16 protein-coding genes are annotated in these 17,692 nt (G+C 55.7%); 8 read left to right on the forward strand and 8 right to left on the reverse strand.

The window, feature by feature from the left end; genetic code table 11:
* Positions 1–10 precede the first annotated feature (10 nt).
* Both E3E25_RS10700 and E3E25_RS10705 read left to right on the forward strand, forming a co-directional pair.
* On the forward strand, positions 11–1,297 hold the full coding sequence (locus E3E25_RS10700) for an SLC13 family permease (protein ID WP_167893288.1): 1,287 nt from the start codon (positions 11–13) through the stop codon (positions 1,295–1,297).
* 3 nt (positions 1,298–1,300) lie between these two features.
* On the forward strand, positions 1,301–1,750 hold the full coding sequence (locus E3E25_RS10705; protein ID WP_167893289.1) for a universal stress protein: 450 nt from the start codon (positions 1,301–1,303) through the stop codon (positions 1,748–1,750).
* Here the strand turns inward: E3E25_RS10705 and E3E25_RS10710 are convergent.
* Both E3E25_RS10710 and E3E25_RS10715 read right to left on the reverse strand, forming a co-directional pair.
* Positions 1,747–2,001 (reverse strand): hypothetical protein, encoded by a 255-nt coding sequence (locus E3E25_RS10710; protein WP_167893290.1) that lies wholly within the window; start codon positions 1,999–2,001, stop codon positions 1,747–1,749. The genes E3E25_RS10705 and E3E25_RS10710 overlap by 4 nt on opposite strands.
* A complete protein-coding gene (locus E3E25_RS10715) occupies positions 1,998–2,507 on the reverse strand; it encodes a metalloregulator ArsR/SmtB family transcription factor (RefSeq protein ID WP_167893291.1) in 510 nt (169 codons plus the stop codon). The genes E3E25_RS10710 and E3E25_RS10715 overlap by 4 nt, the downstream gene beginning before the upstream one ends.
* Before the next feature lie 82 nt (positions 2,508–2,589).
* Here E3E25_RS10715 and E3E25_RS10720 point away from each other — a divergent pair, with 82 nt between their 5' ends.
* The 5 genes from E3E25_RS10720 to E3E25_RS10740 all read left to right on the forward strand — a co-directional run bounded on the left by E3E25_RS10720 (position 2,590) and on the right by E3E25_RS10740 (position 8,746).
* Positions 2,590–3,951: a TldD/PmbA family protein gene (locus tag E3E25_RS10720; protein ID WP_167893388.1), complete on the forward strand. Its 1,362-nt coding sequence runs from the start codon at positions 2,590–2,592 to the stop codon at positions 3,949–3,951.
* Positions 3,952–3,994: 43 nt separating this feature from the next.
* Positions 3,995–4,492, forward strand: a complete 498-nt coding sequence (locus E3E25_RS10725) for a ferritin family protein (protein ID WP_240910830.1) — start codon at positions 3,995–3,997, stop codon at positions 4,490–4,492.
* Positions 4,493–4,521: 29 nt separating this feature from the next.
* Positions 4,522–5,811 carry a TldD/PmbA family protein gene (locus tag E3E25_RS10730; RefSeq protein ID WP_167893389.1) on the forward strand — a complete coding sequence of 430 codons (1,290 nt, stop codon included), beginning with the start codon at positions 4,522–4,524 and terminating at the stop codon, positions 5,809–5,811.
* A 64-nt stretch (positions 5,812–5,875) separates the two neighbouring features.
* On the forward strand, positions 5,876–6,538 hold the full coding sequence (locus tag E3E25_RS10735; protein ID WP_167893293.1) for a DUF257 family protein: 663 nt from the start codon (positions 5,876–5,878) through the stop codon (positions 6,536–6,538).
* Between the two features lie 39 nt (positions 6,539–6,577).
* A complete protein-coding gene (locus E3E25_RS10740) occupies positions 6,578–8,746 on the forward strand; it encodes an alpha-amylase family glycosyl hydrolase (RefSeq protein WP_167893294.1) in 2,169 nt (722 codons plus the stop codon).
* On the opposite strand, the gene E3E25_RS10745 is transcribed toward E3E25_RS10740, so the two are convergent.
* Genes E3E25_RS10745 through E3E25_RS10770 form a run of 6 tightly spaced genes read right to left on the reverse strand, consistent with a single transcriptional unit; the run spans position 8,743 to position 16,603 of the window.
* The gene (locus E3E25_RS10745; RefSeq protein WP_167893295.1) at positions 8,743–9,318 is read right to left on the reverse strand and encodes a PH domain-containing protein; all 576 of its coding nucleotides are present in this window, start codon (positions 9,316–9,318) and stop codon (positions 8,743–8,745) included. The genes E3E25_RS10740 and E3E25_RS10745 overlap by 4 nt on opposite strands.
* Positions 9,319–9,354: 36 nt before the next feature.
* On the reverse strand, positions 9,355–10,191 hold the full coding sequence (locus tag E3E25_RS10750; RefSeq protein ID WP_167893296.1) for a hypothetical protein: 837 nt from the start codon (positions 10,189–10,191) through the stop codon (positions 9,355–9,357).
* Complete coding sequence (locus tag E3E25_RS10755; protein WP_167893297.1) at positions 10,188–11,441, reverse strand: DUF58 domain-containing protein; 1,254 nt, start codon at positions 11,439–11,441, stop codon at positions 10,188–10,190. The genes E3E25_RS10750 and E3E25_RS10755 overlap by 4 nt, the downstream gene beginning before the upstream one ends.
* The gene (locus E3E25_RS10760; protein ID WP_167893298.1) at positions 11,438–12,412 is read right to left on the reverse strand and encodes a MoxR family ATPase; all 975 of its coding nucleotides are present in this window, start codon (positions 12,410–12,412) and stop codon (positions 11,438–11,440) included. The genes E3E25_RS10755 and E3E25_RS10760 overlap by 4 nt, the downstream gene beginning before the upstream one ends.
* Positions 12,409–13,407 (reverse strand): hypothetical protein, encoded by a 999-nt coding sequence (locus tag E3E25_RS10765; RefSeq protein WP_370456686.1) that lies wholly within the window; start codon positions 13,405–13,407, stop codon positions 12,409–12,411. Before E3E25_RS10765 ends, E3E25_RS10760 begins: the two co-directional genes overlap by 4 nt.
* Positions 13,391–16,603: a transglutaminase domain-containing protein gene (locus E3E25_RS10770; RefSeq protein WP_167893299.1), complete on the reverse strand. Its 3,213-nt coding sequence runs from the start codon at positions 16,601–16,603 to the stop codon at positions 13,391–13,393. Before E3E25_RS10770 ends, E3E25_RS10765 begins: the two co-directional genes overlap by 17 nt.
* Positions 16,604–16,726: 123 nt before the next feature.
* Between E3E25_RS10770 and E3E25_RS10775 the strand changes: the two genes are divergently transcribed.
* Positions 16,727–17,512: a BtpA/SgcQ family protein gene (locus E3E25_RS10775; protein ID WP_167893300.1), complete on the forward strand. Its 786-nt coding sequence runs from the start codon at positions 16,727–16,729 to the stop codon at positions 17,510–17,512.
* The last annotated feature ends 180 nt before the right edge of the window (positions 17,513–17,692 follow it).

Consider the following 17,692-nt stretch of genomic DNA (forward strand, 5'->3'; position numbering starts at 1 on the left):
GGTGGTTTAAATGGTACTGAACGAGCAGGTGGCAATCGCGGTTACAGTGTTCGTATTTATCTACGCCCTGATAATCAGCGAAAGGGTTCACAGGACGGTCGCTGCTCTCTTTGGCGCTTCTATAGTCCTCTTCGTTGGTGTGGTCCCGTGGGAGAAGATGTCCGAGTATCTCGACCTCGGGACGCTGTTCCTCCTGATAGGGATGATGATGATAGTCAACACCGCCAAGGAGAGTGGCCTCTTCGAGTTCATAGCGATAAAGACTGCAAAATTTGCCAAGGGAAGTCCCATGAAGGTCCTCATACTGTTCTCAATAGTGACTGCTCTGGTGAGCTCGGTTCTTGACAACGTTACAACGGTTCTCCTTCTGACACCGATGCTCCTCTACATAACCCGCCTTATGGACGTTAATCCTGTTCCCTACCTCTTGGCCGAGATATTCGCCTCAAACATCGGCGGAACTGCAACGCTGATAGGCGACCCCCCCAACATAATGATAGGCTCTGCCGCTGGACTGAGCTTCACCGAGTTCCTCCTGAACATGGGGCCCATAGCGGCCATAGACCTCCTCATAACCCTCGGTATAATATATCTTGTCTACAGAGATGCAATGAAGATAACCCCCGCAAAGATGGAGAGGATTCAGTCCACCATTCAGATGCTAAGGGAGGACGAGGCCATAAGAGACTGGGCGCTCTTCAAAAAGTCCGTGGTCGTTATAGTCGCGGTTGTTCTGCTGTTCTTCGTCCATGACAGGCTCGGCCTCCCCCCGGCGGTCGTGGCCCTCAGCGGTGCTTCCTTCCTTCTCCTCTGGAGCAGGATGGAGCCCACGGAAGTCCTCGAAAAGATAGAGTGGACGGCGATATTCTTCTTCATGGGGCTCTTCATAATCGTCGGTTCCCTCGTGGAGACCGGGGTGATAGACGACGTTGCGCGCTGGCTTCTCGGCTACGTCCACACGACGGGACAGGCCATAGTGATGGTCACGTGGTTCTCGGCCATAGCCTCGGCCATAGTGGACAACATACCCCTGACTGCGGCAATGATACCCCTGATAAAATCCATGAGCGTCTCTATGGACGTCTATCCCCTCTGGTGGGCGCTCTCTCTTGGAGCCTGTCTCGGTGGAAACGGAACCGCGATAGGAGCGAGCGCCAACATCGTTGTCCTCGGTATAGCGGCCAGGGAGAGGCTCAACATAACCTTCATGGACTTCCTCAAGGTGGGCCTCGTGATAATGCTCAGCACGGTTGGAATGGGTATGATTATCATATGGATAAGGTACGTAGGGGTGTGATCCATGAGGATACTCGTGCTCGTTGACGGCTCCAAGTGGAGCCAGAAGGCTGCCCTTCACGCGATAGCCATCGCCAAAAGGAGGGGAGGTAAGCTCATCCTGTTCTCCGTTCTTGACAGGAGGGAGGCGAAGGCCCTAGCCTTCAACATGGGGATGCTCAGCCAGGACCTCACGAACGTTCAAAAGTTCGAGGAGGAGATATGGCGCGAGATGAAGAAGAGCATACGCGACATAATGACGAACCTCCTTGAGCTCTGCCACCAGGAGGGCGTGAACTGTTCGATAAGGATCGTGGAGGGCTCGGCCAAGGACACCATACTTGAGGAGGCCAACTCCGGAAAGTATGGGCTTGTTGTCATGGGGGCCTATGGGAGGAGTGGAAAAACGAGGATAGGAAGCCTCCTTGAGGAGGTCGTTGGCTTGATAGAGCCTCCGGTGATGGTGGTTCGCTAGCGCTTCCAGAGTGCGACCACGAAGAGCAGCAGCACCACGACTTCGAGGGCACCAACGGCCATGCTCACGTCCTTTTCTATCCATTCCGCTAGGTGCAGGGTCTCTATGACCTTTTTTATGGTCAGCAGGAGAAACGCGGCTATCAGATAGAGCGCCGCGCGGAGATGGCTCTTCCTGTAGGCTATCAATGAGATCCCCGCAAGGGTCAGTGACAGTATCAAGGCCATGATTGCCAGTAGGGTCTCCATCATTCCTCATCACCCACGCTGGTGAGCAGGTCAATCAGGTTGTCCGCCAGCTTCTCCCAAAGACTGGGCCTGTACTCCTTTATAACGCGCGCTATTATCATCGGGTCGTAGGAGAGGGTGTACGTCACGCTCTTCCCCTCTTTTCGGGCATCCACGATGCCGAGCTTGAGGAGTTCACTCATGTGGTAGCTCACAGTTGGTTGGCTGAGACCAAGCCTCTTGGCTATCTCGCTCTGGGTCAGGGGGCCTTCCATGAGGGTCAGGAGGATTCTCCTTCGGGTCTCCGTCGAGATGGCTATCAGCAACCTCTGACAGTCCTTTTCGAAGCCTGAGGGAAAGATGTAGCGTCTCTTTCCGAGCTTCCTTGAAAACACCTTCCCCTCTTTCTCCAGCCGGTAGAGGTGATACTGCAGGTCGCCTATTCCTATTCCAAGCTCCCTAGCCAGCTCCCGGAAGGTTATCCCCGGTTTGCTCTGGATTTGGTGGAGTATCTCACTACGCCTCTCCATATCCAACACTTAAACCCTTGTGGTTCATCCCTCTATGGGAACCCATATAAACGCTACCCCTTTTATGCCCATCGGTGGGAGGATGGAGGCACTGATACGAAGGGCTGAGGAACTTGCGGAGCGTTACGGTATATTCTATTATGAAATACGCATAACTCGCGTCACGGCTTCCCACCTCACTATGCAGAACGGTCAACTCGAAGAGCTTGCCATGAACACCGAAATGGGGATAGGGGTGAGGGCCTTCAACGGGGCCTGGGGCTTCTCAAGCGCCAACGACATGGGCCGCGCTGAAAAGGCCATAGAGACTGCCATGAAGATAGCGAAACTCTCAAAGGGCGATTCGAAGATTCACCTTGGAGACCCCATCAGGGACAGGGCCGAAATAAGGCCGAAGAAGAGCTTTCTCGACGTTGATGTCGAGGACAAGCTCGCCCTCGTGAAGAAGATTGACTCGCTTCTCCGGGGCAGAGGGGTCTCCAACAGGAGCGTCTACTACGGTGATGGCCTTAAGGAACAGCTCTACTTCAACTCCCTCGGGAGTGAAATCCAGACGGTCGTTCCTAGGCTGAGACTAAGCTTCTCCGTAACTGCCAGGGAGAATGGAGAGATGCAGAGCTACTGGAAGAGCTTTGGCGGCACCGCGGGCTGGGAGCTTGTTGAGGAGATAGATCTGAACCACTGGACTGCCTTTGTGAAGGAGAAGGCAATCTCGCTCCTCCATGCTCAGTCGCCCCCTTCCGGAGAGTTCCCTGTGATAATGGATCCAGAACTTACCGGTGTCTTCATCCACGAGGCTCTGGGCCATGCCGTAGAAGCCGATTCGGTTAAGAACGGCGACAGCATCTTGGCTGGTAAGCTGGGTGAGAGAATAGCCGTCGAGGGGCTAACCGTCGTGGACGACCCAACGCTCCCGGGCAAGTTTGGCTCCTACGTTTACGACGACGAGGGAATAAAGGCCAAGAGGGTTGAGATAATAAAGAACGGCGTTTTGATGAACTACCTCACCGACCGCGAGACGAGCGCTTTGCTCGGTCTCGAACCAAACGGTCACGGAAGGGCGCAGGGCTACAGCCATCAACCCCTCGTGAGGATGGGCAACACCTACGTCGAGCCCGGGGACTGGTCTTTCGAGGAAATGGTCGAGGAGGTCAAGAACGGCCTCTACATGATAGGGGACAAGGGGGGCGAGGTCGACACCGCCAACGGCACCTTCACCTTCGGCGCCAAGGAGGGCTACATAGTAGAGAACGGTGAAATTAAAGCCCAGGTGAGGGATGTGGCACTCTCCGGCAGAATTCTCGACATCCTGAGAAACATCCGCGCCATTGGGGATGACCTTAGGGTGGAGTTCCCGGGCTACTGCGGGAAGGGCCAGTGGGTTCCCGTTGATGACGGGGGGCCACACGTTCTGACGAGGGCGCTCGTTGGTGGGCTAAGATAAAGCGTATATACTCCAAGCTCTAATTTTACGTTTGGTGAGTGAAATGGCTATAGATGTGGGCATTATTCAAGATGTTGAGACACTACTCAAGAACCTCAATGGCTACGAACTCCTCAGCTATGCCATCTGCAACGAGGAATGCGGTGCAGAAACCTATGAATGGCTTGCCGGCCGAGTTGAGGGCATCCTAGTTGACGAGTTTAGGTACTTGGCAAAGGAAAAGCGGAAGCATGCGGCGGAATTGAGGAAGCTCTTCGAGGAGCTCTATCCCGGTATGAAGCCCCTCGAGTTCAACGCCCCGCCCTTGGACACTCTGCCGGTATGCAGAGAGCTGATGGAGGTCAAAGAGCTTGAAAACACCCTTGCAATTGCCATGCTCTCCGAAACGATAGGCAGGGACATCTACCGGAAGCTCCAGAGGATGTCCGGCGACGAGGAGGTAGCGGAGCTGTTCGAAAGGCTGGCCGAGATGAAGGAGGCCGCCTACGAAAAGCTTCTGCAACTCTACGAGGCCATGGAGAAGCAGTCGAATACCTTTTAAATTCCCCTCCGAACTTCTCCCGGATGCCAATGATAGAGGAACTTGTCAGGATCTTGGAGCGAGAGAACGTCGAGTGGGAGCTTTACTGGGAGAAGGGCAGAGGGGGTTCCTTCAGGATAGAGCGCGAGAGAATCGAGCGCTCTCAGCGGAAGTTCCATTCTGGTATAGGCCTGCGTATCGGCTACAAGGGGCGGCTTGGCTTCTCCTACATAACTGGCCTGAACCATGGGAGGAGAACGCTTGAGGAGTTCGTAAAAAGGACGGTAAAGCTAGCCAAGGTTAGCGAGGTGCCCTTCGTTGGCTTCCCTTATCCGGCGAAAGTGCCCCGCGTCGAGGGTCTCTACGACAGGAGGATAGATGAAATACCCTTCGAGGAGGCCCACTCTCTCGCGCGGGACTTCTCCGCCAAGATGCGCGAGCTGAAGAACGATTCGCTTACCCTATCGGGTTCGATGGCCCTCGCGGTTACTGCCTACGGGATAGCTAACTCCAACGGGGTCTGGTTCGAGGCCAGAGGTACCGGGATGAGCGTCTCAACCTACGCCGTGAAAACGGATGGAAAAACCGGTTCGGGCTCGTATTATCAGACTTATCGTTCCCTTCAACCCTTTGAGGAGCTTGAAAACGCCATTCTTTCTGCTATCGAGGAGGCAGAGCTCAGCTATCGCGCCGGGAAGATGGAGCCCTACTCGGGTGAGATCCTCTTTGAACCCGAAGCCTTCCGCGCCGTTCTGGGGATATTCCTTGAAAACCTCTTTGGAGACGGCGTTTATCACGGCAGGAGCCGCTTTTCCGGGCTCGGGGAGGAGGTCGCACCCGAGGTGCTTACGGTGATTGACGATGCAACGGTTCCGGGGGGCGTTGGAAGCTTCCCCTTCGACGGGGAAGGCAACCCGGGCGAGAGGACCATTCTGGTCGAAGACGGTGTAATACGCTCCTTCCTCCTCGACGAAACATACTCTCGCTTCCTGAATTTGAGGAGTACTGGAAACGCGGTCCGGGACTTCAGGACGACCCCGCACATAGGGACGAGCAACGTGATGGTGATGCCAGGTGACGAGAACCTGGAGGATTTTGAGGGAATCGTCGTGAGGAAAGTCTTCGGTGAGCACACGGCCAATCCCACCAGCGGGGACTTCTCGCTGACGGTTGAGCTGGGCTACGTTGTTAAGAACGGCAAGGTGGCTCCGTTTAGGGACAACATGCTCGTCGGAAATGCCTTCCAGTTCCTGCGTTCGATCAGGGCAATCGGACGCGAAATCACTAGAAAGGGCTCCTTTTATTCCCCGAGGGTTCTCGGCATTGCCAGATTGGTGTAGATTCGGGCCCTTCTCGGTAAGCTTTTATAGGTCGGCGTCTTAAAAACTGGATAGGTGAGCGGATATGGTATGTCACGGGATTGACAAGATTCTCCTCAAAATAAGGCCTGGTGAGACTGTGCTCGTTGAATACGGTGCGGTGTCGTCTCCCGAACTCCTCCTTTACCTCATGTGCCGCAGATGCGGAGGCGCAGAGAGTCCGGTTCTTATTGACGATATCTCGGACACGTTTTCTGAATATGTGATTCGACTTGAACTGATGGGCTTGGACACGGAGGCCCTCATGGGGATTCCTGTAATAAAGATCGGGGGCAACAGGGAGTTCGGGAACGTCGTTGGCAGGGTCGAGGTGGACAAGTACTCCCTCGACTTCAAGTACTACGGCAAGATATACGACAAGGTCGTGCCTGAAAAGGTCGTGTGCAATCCGGTCCTCGGCATACACAAGCTCTTCGTGGCCCTCGAGAGGCAGGACGTTATAAGACTCGTCCGCAACATCTCCACCTTTGTGGGGAGAAAGAGCCGCTTCGCCTTCTACTTCATAAACCGAGATGTCATGGAGCGGAAGAACCCCGAGCTCCTCCCACTCCTGGAGGAGACCGCCAGCACAGTGCTTCAATGGGAAGCCGGTAAGGGGAAGTACAGGCTCAGGGCCCTGAAGGCCGCGAACGACGAAATCCTTGGTTCCATAGTGTCCATGAGCTTTAAGGACATAGCAAGAACGTGAAGTTTTTAAGGGCCTTTTCTTATCACTTCTGGTGATACTGTGAGGAGAGCACTGGCTGCGGTTGTCATTCTGCTGCTCCTGATACCGCTGGTGGGTGCCTACCAGGTCCCCGAGAGAGGCGTCGTCTATCAAATCATGGTTGACCGTTTCTACGATGGGAACCAGAGCAACAACGGGCCCTTCTACGATCCGGAGCACAGAAACTACCGCCTTTACTGGGGCGGGGACATAGAGGGGCTCACGGAAAAGCTTGACTACATAGCGAGCCTCGGCGTCTCCATGATATGGGTCTCCCCCCTCAACGACAACATAAACAGGATGGCACACGGCTCCGCCCCCTACCACGGCTACTGGACGAGGGACTACAAACGCATAGAGGAGCACTTCGGAACCTGGAAGGACTTCCTTAAGCTGGTAGAGGAGGCCAGAAAGAGGGGCATGTGCGTAATCGTTGACTACGTCCCCAACCACTCAAACCCATCAACCGACGGGGAGTTTGGAGCGCTCTACGACAACGGCACGTTTGTAACGGACTACTTTGAGGACACCAAGAACGCCACGGTGAACCCGATAACGGGCATAAGAGAGGACATCTACCACCACAACGGCAACATTTTCACCTGGTCTGGAATCCCCCTCAAGTACGCCAACCTATATGGTTTAGCAGACTTCAACCAGCTCAACCCCTGGGTCGATTCCTATCTCACCGGGGGGGCGATGCTCTTTGCCAATTCAGGCGCCTGCGGCTTCAGGATCGACGCCGTCAAGCACATGGAGCTCGGCTGGCTTGAGACCTTTTACCTCCGCCTCTACTCTGAGAGACCCCTCTTAATCTACGGGGAGTACTACTCGCTCTCACCGGAAAGGAGCGACGATTTATACGAGCTCTACCGCTACTCCAACGTCTCGCCGGTTCTCAACATACCGATAAGGGAAAACATCGTGAGAACCTTCGGCTTCGTGGGAAGCCTTGAGACGCTCTCCAGAACGCTTGAGGACTATTATTCTCTCTTTGTATACCCGAACAAGCAACTGAACTTCCTCGACAGCCACGACCTCGTCCGCTTCCTCAACGCGGCAAAGCGGGACGACGCGGTGGAGCGCTTCCACATGGCCTTGGCACTGACGATGACCCTGCCTGGGATCCCGGTGATATACTACGGCGACGAGAGCTACCTGGTGAGCAAAGACGGAAAGGGCGACCCGTACAACCGGCCCATGATGGTCTTCAACAACACCACCGAGGCGGCAAGAATAATCAGAGCTTTAGCTAAGCTCAGAAAGACCAATGACGCTTTGGCTTTTGGAGACTTCAGAACGGTTTACGCCAACTACTCGGTGTGGGCCTTTGAGAGAACCTTTGGGAGCCATAAACTCCTGGTGGTCATGAACAAAGGATCACCGGCAGAGCTTAGCATCAACATCGACTGGCCCGATGGAACCTACATCGACGCCCTCTACAGAGCGGAGATGGCAGTTGAGAACGGCAGAGCGACCGTAATACTACCTAGAAACAGCTTCTACGTCTTCCACATCGAAGGGGAGCAGAAAGAGCCCCTCATAGGTTCGGTGACCCCCTACATCGCCCAGCCCGGTCAGAGGATCCTCATCGGTGGGGCCGGCTTTGGAAGCGGTGGAAGGGTTACCATCGGCGGCGTCAGCGCTAGGGTTCTCTCGTGGAGCTCAGGGGAGATACTCGTCGAGGTTCCCGAGGTGAAAACTCAAAAAGCGTGGCTCGACGTCGTGGTCGAGACAGGGGGGAAGGCCAGCAAACCGGCAAAGCTGCGCTACTACTCCGGGAATGACGTCCCGGTGCTTGTAGCCATAAACGCCACAAACCTCACGGGTGGGATCTGGATCAGGGGCAACCTATCGGAACTGGCCGAGCCGAGGCCGCTCCTCAGGTCCTCGACGGGCTACTACTTCACCGTTGCCCCGCTCCCCAAAGGGGCAACGTTCTCGGTGGAGCTCTACACCGGCTCCCCATGGGGGGAGCTTGAACCCCTCAACGTCACCCTCTACGGCTTTGTGAACTCCACGGTTGTTGTCCTCAGGGATGGGCCTCCAATCGTCGAAACCGAAACGGCCCCGACGATGCCAACAACGACAATAATCCACAGACCAGTTGGAAAGAACCCTCTTCCCTACCTCCTCGTTGCCATCCTCCTGCTCGGGGCGGCTCTGATAATCTGGAAGAAAAGGGATTAAATCTGCTCCAAAAGTTTCTTTCTCTTTTCCTCGTACTCCTCCTGGCTTATCACACCCATGTCGTAGAGCTCCTTCAGCTTCTTGAGTTTTTCCAGCGGGTCTTCCTTCTTCTCCACAGGGGGCGCGTGCTGGACAGTCGATCCCGGGACGACCCTGCTCACAAGTTCCTTTGGCTTCTTCAGAACCCACGTCTCGTGGGTCAGACCCTTCTTGACCTCTATCGTTACCGGCTCGATGGCTATCGCGTTGAGGGCGTCCTTTATGGCGTTTATCGTCTTCCTTGCTTGCTCCTTGTCCATCCAGCCGAGCTTGAGCCTTATGTCCTCCTCGCCCTTTATGATGAACTCCGAAGAGATGATGCCCAGCTCAACGGTGACCTCCTCAAGCTTCTGGTATGGCAGGGCCTTTATGTCGTACCTGCCCAGAATTTTTTCGTCGAGGTAGATTATCCTCCTATCCGTCACGAGAACCCACTTCGGCTTTTCGGGGCTTATCTTTTTCTTTACAGAGAAAAGGACCTTCTCGCCCGGTTCGAGAACTTTATTCACCGCTTTCGGCAACTCATCTCCCATCTCCATCCCCCTCCTGTTTTTGGCTGGCGTGATATATTAACCTTCTCCTCCCTTCTCCCGGTAGAGAAGGAAGAGCGTCTCGCCGTCAGCGCTCTCTATTAGAGGGGTCAGAACCTCCCTTCTGTCCCCCGTCCTCAGGACGACCCGTGTAGGCCTCTTCTTGAGCTCGGCCTCCAGCCTCAGCGTATCCCATTCGAAGGCTGAAGAACGGCTCAGGGGCATGACCCTGCTCCCATCTGGCGTCTCTATCACCACCTCGCCGTTCAATGGAGGAACCTCGACCGCAACGATGACCCTCCGATAGCTCCCGCTCTCGATTGAGGAATAGGCCATAGCCACGCCGAGAACGAGCAGGAAAACCGGCAGTAATATTCCCGCTGTTGAGAGGCCCAGGCTTTTCCCGAGCCACAGAAGTCCCAGTGAGAGGGCAAAGGCCAGCAGGACGACGGGAAGGCCGTAGAGCAGAGTTTTTCCACCGGCTCCCCTCCATCCAAGCCCCCTTAGGACGTTCTCCCATGCCTCCGCGGTGTCAACGTAGTCGGCGAGTATGCTCAGGGCCATCAGGGCAAAGATTGCCAGAGGGCTGGAGAAGTAGGGGCTCGCCAGTATCGCCTCGCTCAGGTTTCTGTATGCTTCTGGGAATGCTGCTGGGAGGAACTGCGAGAGGGCTATAGAGTAGGGCACCGCGTAGAGCACCGTTGAGAGAAAGACCGTCCCGCTGGCGGAATCCCTGGAGAGGAACGTTCCCAGAAGGATTATTCCAAAGGCCGCCGCCAGGAGGTAGTCCCCGGGGCGGAATACGTCGGAATACGCCAGAGACGTAAGGATTATCGCCGGGAGCACCACCGCCAGCTTTACCGCCCTGAAGTTCATCTTATCTCCCCCAGCAGTTTGCTCAGAACCTCTCCTATATCCTCCCGCCCCGGAATCCAGCGGACGACGTAGGCTCCGGTGCCCTCCAGCTCAGATGTTATCGCCCGCTTTTCCATCTCTATGAGTGTGCCCGTCTTGGGGTCGAGGGTCGGATAGACCGATATGTCCACCACCACGGGTCTGGATTTCCCCCTGTGGACGGCCATTACGGTCAGAACCCCCTTCTTGGTCTCCCCGGCAGTCCTATCGAGCACGTTGGAGACGTATATGACGAGCGGCGTGTACTGGACGAGTATCCTCTTCAGCCTTTCAACGGCATCGGCAAAGCTCTCCTCCTCTGTTTGAACCCTCTCGAAGTCCATCATCGTCCTGACCATCGTGTGCAGCTGTCTGGGCCCCGTTGCCGGCGGCAGGAACTTTCTGGCCCCGAGTAGGTACAGCCCCACATGGTAGTCCTTCCTGAGGAAGCGGTGCGCCATCGAGGCGACGAGGTTCATGGCGTGCTCGTAGGGGCTCTCACTCTCAATTCCTATCTTCATCGCCTCCCTGGCGTCGACTATGAACAGGACCGTCTTCTTGCCCTCCCTCTCGAACTCGTTGACGAGAACCCGCCCCGTTCTCGCGGTGGCCTTCCAGTTTATGAGCTTCATCGGGTCGCCGGTCTGGTAGTCCCTTATCTCCTTGAAGTCTGTGGAGATGGGCCCCCTTATCGAGAAGCTCGTCTCGGGGACGCTTATCTTGGCCTTCCTCCGTGTTTCCGCTATCGGAACCGCCCTGATGACCTTGGGAACGGCCCTGAGCCTGAGCTCCTCACCGTAGAGCCCCCAGATGTACCTCGTCCCCAGCGGATTTCTGGTGGTTACTTCGCTCCTTGGCAGCGTATAGACTCCCCGGAGCATCGGCCGTATCCGGTAGGTGTACTCTGCCTTCAGCGGCTTCAGACCCTTGAAGAATACTCCTACGTTGTTTCCCAATGTGAGGGCAACGTTCTTTGGAAGCGGGTCCCTAACGACGACCAGTCCGAGTCCCTTCTCCACTGTGACCTCGACCCTGATTTCGACCTCTTCGCCGAGCCTTATCTCGCGCCTTGAGAGCCTTCTCTTCACCCTAACCTCCCTCGGGGGGTCAACTAGCATCGCCAGGGCGAGAAGGGAGAGCGGCACTATGGCTAGGCCTATCATCCCTGGAGAGAGGAATGCCGTCCCAAGGAGCAGTGCCCAGAGGATGTATCCGGTCAGGCTTTTCCTCATCTCTCCCCCGCCTCTTTCGGTACGGGTGTTTTTTCTAGGGCTTCCCTAACAATCTCCTCCCCGTTTATGCCTTCAAAAGCGTACTCAGGCTTGACCACAACCCTGTGAGCTAAAGCGTCCACCGCGTAAGCCTTAACATCATCCGGCAGAACAAAATCCCGCCCGTCAAGCAAAGCATTCGCCTTAGCCACCTTCATCAAGGCAATCCCCCCACGAGGACTCGGGCCAGCCTCAACCCTCTCATCAGCGCGGGCATTCCTAATCAACTCGGCAATGTACTTCAACAAGTCCCGGCTGATGAAAACCCCCCGCTCGACCAAATCCTGCATCTCGACAAAAGTCTCTCGATCAATCAAGGCCCTCATGTCAACCGTCGGATCATCCTTCCCCCAGCTCAAGCGCGCCTCAAGGATGGCCACCTCATCCTCAAGCGATTTCGGATAACCCACGCGGAGCCTTAAGAGAAAGCGGTCGAGCTGAGCCTCTGGCAAAGGATAAGTCCCCTCGAACTCGATGGGGTTTTGGGTGGCAATGACGAAGAACGGCCTCTCCAAAGTAAAAGTCTCCCCCTCGATGGTTACCTGCTTCTCCTCCATGGCTTCGAGTAGAGCAGACTGAGTTTTTGGGGGAGCCCGGTTGATTTCATCCGCTAATAGAACGTGCGTGAAGATTGGGCCTTTGATTAACTCGAAGGTTCCGAGGTTTTGGCGCCAGACTTTGGTGCCCAGAATGTCGGCTGGAAGCAAGTCTGGGGTGAATTGGACGCGCGTGTACTTCAAGCCGAGGACTTTTCCGAAGGCTTTGGCTAAGAGCGTCTTGCCTAAACCAGGATAATCCTCGAAGAGGACATTCCCATTCACCAACGCCGCAGCCAAAGTCTTCCTAATGACTTCCTCGTTGCCGATGTAGACGGTTGAAATCCTCTCTACAACCTCTTCAAGCTTCTTGGAGGCTTCCTCAATCTCCATCATGACTCCCACCCCATGCGCGTTCTCAGTTCCTCAAAAACCTCCTCAACGATTCTAATCCTCCTCTCAAGTTCTCTCTTCTCGTAGGCGTGCCTTATCCAGAGCGGCGTCAGCCGGGAGGTCTGCCTGCCCTTGTAGTCGGCTATCTTCCCTATGAGCGCCTCGAACTTTTTCCTGTCATCGAAGAGCCTTGCCCCGTAGTAGGCTATGAACGCCACCAGTGCCGCCTTCTTTCCGCGCACCACGAAGTCCTCAACGGCTTTACTCGCCTCCGCGAGTTCCGGGCCGAGCTTTTTCACGGTCTTTGCTTTGTGTTTTCTCCACTGGGAAAGGAGATACGCCTCCGGGTCTTTTTCGTTGACGTACGAGTAGACCATGCTTCCGGCCACGATGACTCCCAGGAGAAGAACCAGCCACTCCCCGTAGAATACCAGCTCCGGGTGGCTCTCGCTCAGGCTTCCCCTTACCGCTGTGTAGAGCCCGAGGATCGCACCGAGGGCGCCCAGTCCAAGCAGGTTTCTTTCAACGGGCTCGGTCCAAGGGTGCCTCTCGCCGAGCTCTGCTATCGAGTAGCCGAGGAACAGGAAAAGGCCCGCGTAGCTGAAGACGCTCCCCATCGCTCCGAGAGGGGGAAGCCTTGAGACGCCGTAGAGGCCAATCAAGAGCCCCGCGCCCCTGACGAACCGTGGATGGCCCTCCAGTTTCGGTGCTATTATGACAGTCCCCGCTCCGAGCACTATCATGGCCGCGAGGACGTTCCATTCGGCTGGCAGGAAGAGCGCCGCGAGGGTTACTCCGAGAAGCCTGAGGGCGAAGGCCTCGTTTTCCCCCTTTATCGCCCCGACAACGTCCCCGGCAGTTAAAAACAGGGCGAGCACCACTGCAGGCATTAGGAGGGCTTTCAGCTCCTCCATCTGGGTGGAGAGGGCATATATGAGCGTCAGGGCACCGATGTATATCGCGATTCTTCCCGGGTTGAGCTTAAACAACGCAGCCACCTCCTATCACCTCGAGCACCGAGCGGTAGAACCGTATGAACTCGTCCCTTGAGACCCTCCTCCCGCTGTACTTGGCCTTCTCGAATATCCATGTAAGGGTGTCTATGGGCTCCCACGGGTACATCATGTCTGTGAGGGTCTCCGCTATTTCCCTGGGCGTCAGTTCGTCCACGTCCACCCCCACACCCTTCGCCCAGGGGAGGAAGCACCTCTCGTAGTACTCCACGACGGCGTCGTTGTAGCTGGGCAGTATCCTGGCTCTGGCAGTCTCCACGAGGTCGCCGCACCTGGCCTCTATCCTGTGGTCCCCCAGCGGCAGAGTTAATTTGAAGTCCCGCCCCCTCCCGAAGGGTTTCCCGTCGACGTAGAGCTCGGGCTCACCGTCGCACTCCACGCTTATCTCCATGGTCTCGCCCTCCTGGAACAGGGGTATGCCGTTGTTGAATATTATCTTCAGAATCCTCTCCTGCCTTTTCTCCTCCGGCTTCCTCTTCGCGAGTCTGTATCTGGCCACCAGGGCGCCGATTATCACTGCCACCCCGATGTAGAGCCAGGGTATCTTTCGCTTTTTGGATATTATGACGTAGAACTTTCCGCTGGCGGGCAAGTAGTAGGGGGAGCCGTCGAATGCAACCGTCACAGTTGCGTTGGTTTCCTTCTCCGGCACGGGGACGTCGAGGGTGGCTATTCCGGAGCCGTTGGTCATCACGCGCATCGCAAAGCCGTCCACGCTGACGTTGAGGTATATCCCACCGACGGGATCGTTGACCGAATCCACAACTCGGAACTTCAGCCGGGCGGTTTTTTCGCCCCTCGCCTCCTTCGTCAGCAGTTCTATCCTCACGGGGGAGACAACCGCAAAGGTTATCCGCTTCAGAACCCTGCCCCCTTGTCTGAACTCCAAGGACCTCTCACCGACGGTCTGGAAGGGCTCAACGGTGAAATCGAAGCTTCCGTTGACGACGTTGATGGTGTAGGTCTTGCCCGGGAAGACGTAGGCCTTTAGCGTGGCGTTTTCAATTCCGATGACCCTGCCGCTGATTCCGATGGGCTTCCCGAGTTCGCCAGTTATCCTATCTGGAACGTCGAGTTCAACGGTCGCAAGTGTGGCTTTCATAGTTGCAGGGGAATAGTTGGCGCTCCCCGGATACTCAAGGGTCAGCGTGTGCTGTTCTATCCCCGGAATCTCCAGCCTCAGGGAGAACCTGCCGTCAGTTCTGCTCGTTGCGTTCCCTATGTACCTTCCGTCCAGGTAGTATAAGATGGTGGCGTTGGCTATCGGCTCACCAGCACCGTCGATAAGGCTTCCCACCACTGTGACGTTTCCAGGCCGGGCTAAAATCAGCTCGGGGAGCGAAAACTTCGCCAGTCCCTTTATTTTAACTATTTTCGCGGTGCTTGAAGACAGGTACGGATACCCGAGGGGAGGGATGTAGTAGACCTCCAACTGGAAGGTTCCGGGTTTCAGGTACTCGGGGATTTTGAGAGGGAGTGAAAATGCCCCGTTCGAGACATTGGAAACCCCGAGGAGGATCGTTCTATTCCCGTCGCTGATGAAGGCCGCCGCCTTGCCCCTCCCCGGTCTTTCGCCCGACACTGTTGCCACCTTGCCCGTTAAGTTAAGGAACTCCCCCGCGGTCAGGGTTTTTGGAACGTTGGCTTTCACCTCCGTCCTCTCAACAACGATCACCGGCAGGTAAACGTTGAATCTTTCCCTGTCCTTCATCACCACCAGCTTCTCCACGTGGAGGCCGTTTGGGTAGTCGGCCGGGGCGTTGAGCCTGACGTAGAGCTTCGTCTCGTTCCTTACCGTTTCGATGGCGAACCAGGACTCAACGAGGCGTGAATCAGTCTCCAGGTTGATTTTTCCCGCTCCGTAAACCGTGATTTCAACCTCCTCGCTCCCGCTCTTGAGCAGATTAACGGCCGTCCGGTTTGGCATCGTCGAAAGCTCGCCCGGAACCAAAACCGGGGCGAATCTCACGATGCTCTCTCCCCTTTCAGTCGAGGCGTTCATTATTATTGGGTAATATCCGGGTTTCCAGAACGGGCCGATCGTCACGTTGTGTATCCCCGATTCGTTGATTAGGGTAATAACACCAACTTCCGGTGCCTTTACCTCGACCCTTACCCCGCTCTCACTCACCACGCGCTCGAACCTGATCTCCAGGGTTCCCGTTCCGTTCGGTTCGAGAATCAGGAGGGCCCTCCTGATTGACAGCTCGAAGGGGACGTAAACGTTCTGGTCAGGATGCAGGGGGTCAAAGACGAGCCAGCCGGCGTTCTCGAAGTAAACCTCGGCCCAGAATTGCCTGTTTTTTTCGGTCACGACCTGAGTCTGGGGGAGTGCATCTATGTAAACTCCCTCAACGAGCCTCGCGGGTAGGCCATTGAGCCTGGCCAGAACCACGAATGCCGAGGCGAAGTCGTAGGAGCCCCCTGCCTTGGACTGGAACAGAAACCACTTTAGTCTGTCTGCACCGGCCGGGGGAGTCGCGTTTCCGAGCCGGTAGTTGTTGGCGAGGTATCTGGCTATATCGAGGGCCTTCTCGTAGTCCGAGCGTGCCCCCGTTGTTATGCTCCTCGCCAGGGTCACCAGCCGGGTGTCGTTGGGGGCTGAGAGATACTCAGTCTGGTTTCCGGCGGTGAGGTTCATCAGATACGGCCACTCAAAGGTGTAGCTCACCGCGGAGAACGAGTAAGTCGTCACGTTCAGGGGGGTTCTGAAGAGGTTGTACTCGGGAATGGCCTCTGCCCCGGCGCCGTCAACTCGGGTCGTGTAGAGGGACGTGAACAGGTTTCCTCTGATGGGGATGAACGAGACAACTGTTATTCTGTCACTTTCGCTGTGGTGAGGGACTTTTATCTCGGGAGGGGCGAGGACGTTGCTCGGAACCCTCGTGGTGTTTCTCGTCAGCCACCTTCCGTCGGTGTAGTCGGTGTACACGTTGAGCCTGAGGTAGTGGGTGTGGGCTGCCCCGGTCACGAGAAGAATGAAGTGGGGCGAAGCCGGAACCTCGGCAGGTGGCCCGGTTTCGTTGGTCTCGTTTCCGGGCGGGAGCTTCGGTGAGAGCATGTCCTCGATGCTTTTGGTTCCAGGGGGGGCCTCAATGAGGGCTGGCCCAAGGACAACAGAGGCGATGAGGAGGGATATCAGTGTGAATGTGAGAAAGGCGATGTATTTCCGCCTCGCCATGATACTCTTACCTCTCGGGCTGGTTATATAAGGTTTTTCATCGATGTAAATCTTTGGACATCAATGCCACCATACATTCGAAAGCCTTAACTATGTCACCGCCTCTCCCCTTTCGGTGGTGTTATGGAGTTTGAGAGGAAGCCCCTCATAGGAATGGTCCACCTCAAGCCCCTCCCCGGTTCTTATCTCTACGGTGGGAACTTTGAGGGGGTTATTGATTCTGCCCTGAGGGACGCAAAAACGCTGGAAAAAGCAGGTTTCGATGCTATCATGGTCGAGAACTTCGGTGACGTTCCGTTCCCGAAGTACGTGGACAAAACCACAGTTGCGGCATTCACAGCCGTCGCCAAGGCAATCCGCGACGAGGTTGACCTTCCCCTCGGTATAAACGTCCTGAGGAACGATGGCCTTGCCGCTTATTCCATAGCCTATGTCGTGAAGGCGGATTTCATAAGGGTGAACGTGCTGAGTGGCGTTGCATACACCGACCAGGGGGTTATAGAGGGCATCGCCTATGAGCTTGCTAAGCTGAGAAAGCTCCTCCCGAGCAAAATAAAGGTCTTCGCAGATGTTCACGTCAAGCACGCGGTACACTTCTTCGACTTCGAGGACGCGATAAGGGACACCGTCGAGCGAGGGCTTGCCGATGCAATCGTCGTCAGCGGCAGGGCGACGGGAAAGCCGGTAGAGGTTGAAAAGCTCGCTCTCGCGAAGAAAATCTCCCCGGTGCCAGTGGTGGTGGGTTCTGGAACGAGCTATGACAACCTCCCTGAGCTCTGGAAATACGCCGACGGCTTCATAGTTGGCACGTGGATAAAGCGCGATGGAAACGTTGAAAACGAAGTCTCCCTAGAAAGGGCCAAAAAACTCGTTGAACTTGCGAAAAAACTTCGGGGAAATGGCCTTTAATTTCTTCGATTTCGAATTTTCTTCTCCGAAAGTCTTATTACCCATGAATGTGTAACATGCTAAAAGCAAAGCCTGTCCCGCTTTCCTTTTCTGCGAGATAGGTTTTTGTTGGGAGTGTGAATATATGTCCCCTGAACCACTTACGGGCTTGAAGGTTCTTGGCCCATTACTTGGGCTTTT

It is taken from the genome of Thermococcus sp. MAR1 (assembly GCF_012027305.1).
Taxonomy (GTDB): domain Archaea; phylum Methanobacteriota_B; class Thermococci; order Thermococcales; family Thermococcaceae; genus Thermococcus.

Bases quoted from the DNA above. Each gene is read 5' to 3' on its own strand.
- E3E25_RS10720 (WP_167893388.1), top strand. From the start codon at position 2,590: ATGGAGGCACTGATACGAAGGGCTGAGGAACTTGCGGAGCGTTACGGT.
- E3E25_RS10770 (WP_167893299.1), bottom strand. From the start codon at position 16,603: ATGGCGAGGCGGAAATACATCGCCTTTCTCACATTCACACTGATATCC.
- E3E25_RS10725 (WP_240910830.1), top strand. From the start codon at position 3,995: ATGGCTATAGATGTGGGCATTATTCAAGATGTTGAGACACTACTCAAG.
- E3E25_RS10755 (WP_167893297.1), bottom strand. From the start codon at position 11,441: ATGAGGAAAAGCCTGACCGGATACATCCTCTGGGCACTGCTCCTTGGG.
- E3E25_RS10700 (WP_167893288.1), top strand. From the start codon at position 11: ATGGTACTGAACGAGCAGGTGGCAATCGCGGTTACAGTGTTCGTATTT.
- E3E25_RS10715 (WP_167893291.1), bottom strand. From the start codon at position 2,507: ATGGAGAGGCGTAGTGAGATACTCCACCAAATCCAGAGCAAACCGGGG.
- E3E25_RS10705 (WP_167893289.1), top strand. From the start codon at position 1,301: ATGAGGATACTCGTGCTCGTTGACGGCTCCAAGTGGAGCCAGAAGGCT.
- E3E25_RS10760 (WP_167893298.1), bottom strand. From the start codon at position 12,412: ATGATGGAGATTGAGGAAGCCTCCAAGAAGCTTGAAGAGGTTGTAGAG.
- E3E25_RS10735 (WP_167893293.1), top strand. From the start codon at position 5,876: ATGGTATGTCACGGGATTGACAAGATTCTCCTCAAAATAAGGCCTGGT.
- E3E25_RS10750 (WP_167893296.1), bottom strand. From the start codon at position 10,191: ATGAACTTCAGGGCGGTAAAGCTGGCGGTGGTGCTCCCGGCGATAATC.
- E3E25_RS10745 (WP_167893295.1), bottom strand. From the start codon at position 9,318: ATGGGAGATGAGTTGCCGAAAGCGGTGAATAAAGTTCTCGAACCGGGC.
- E3E25_RS10775 (WP_167893300.1), top strand. From the start codon at position 16,727: ATGGAGTTTGAGAGGAAGCCCCTCATAGGAATGGTCCACCTCAAGCCC.
- E3E25_RS10710 (WP_167893290.1), bottom strand. From the start codon at position 2,001: ATGATGGAGACCCTACTGGCAATCATGGCCTTGATACTGTCACTGACC.
- E3E25_RS10730 (WP_167893389.1), top strand. From the start codon at position 4,522: ATGATAGAGGAACTTGTCAGGATCTTGGAGCGAGAGAACGTCGAGTGG.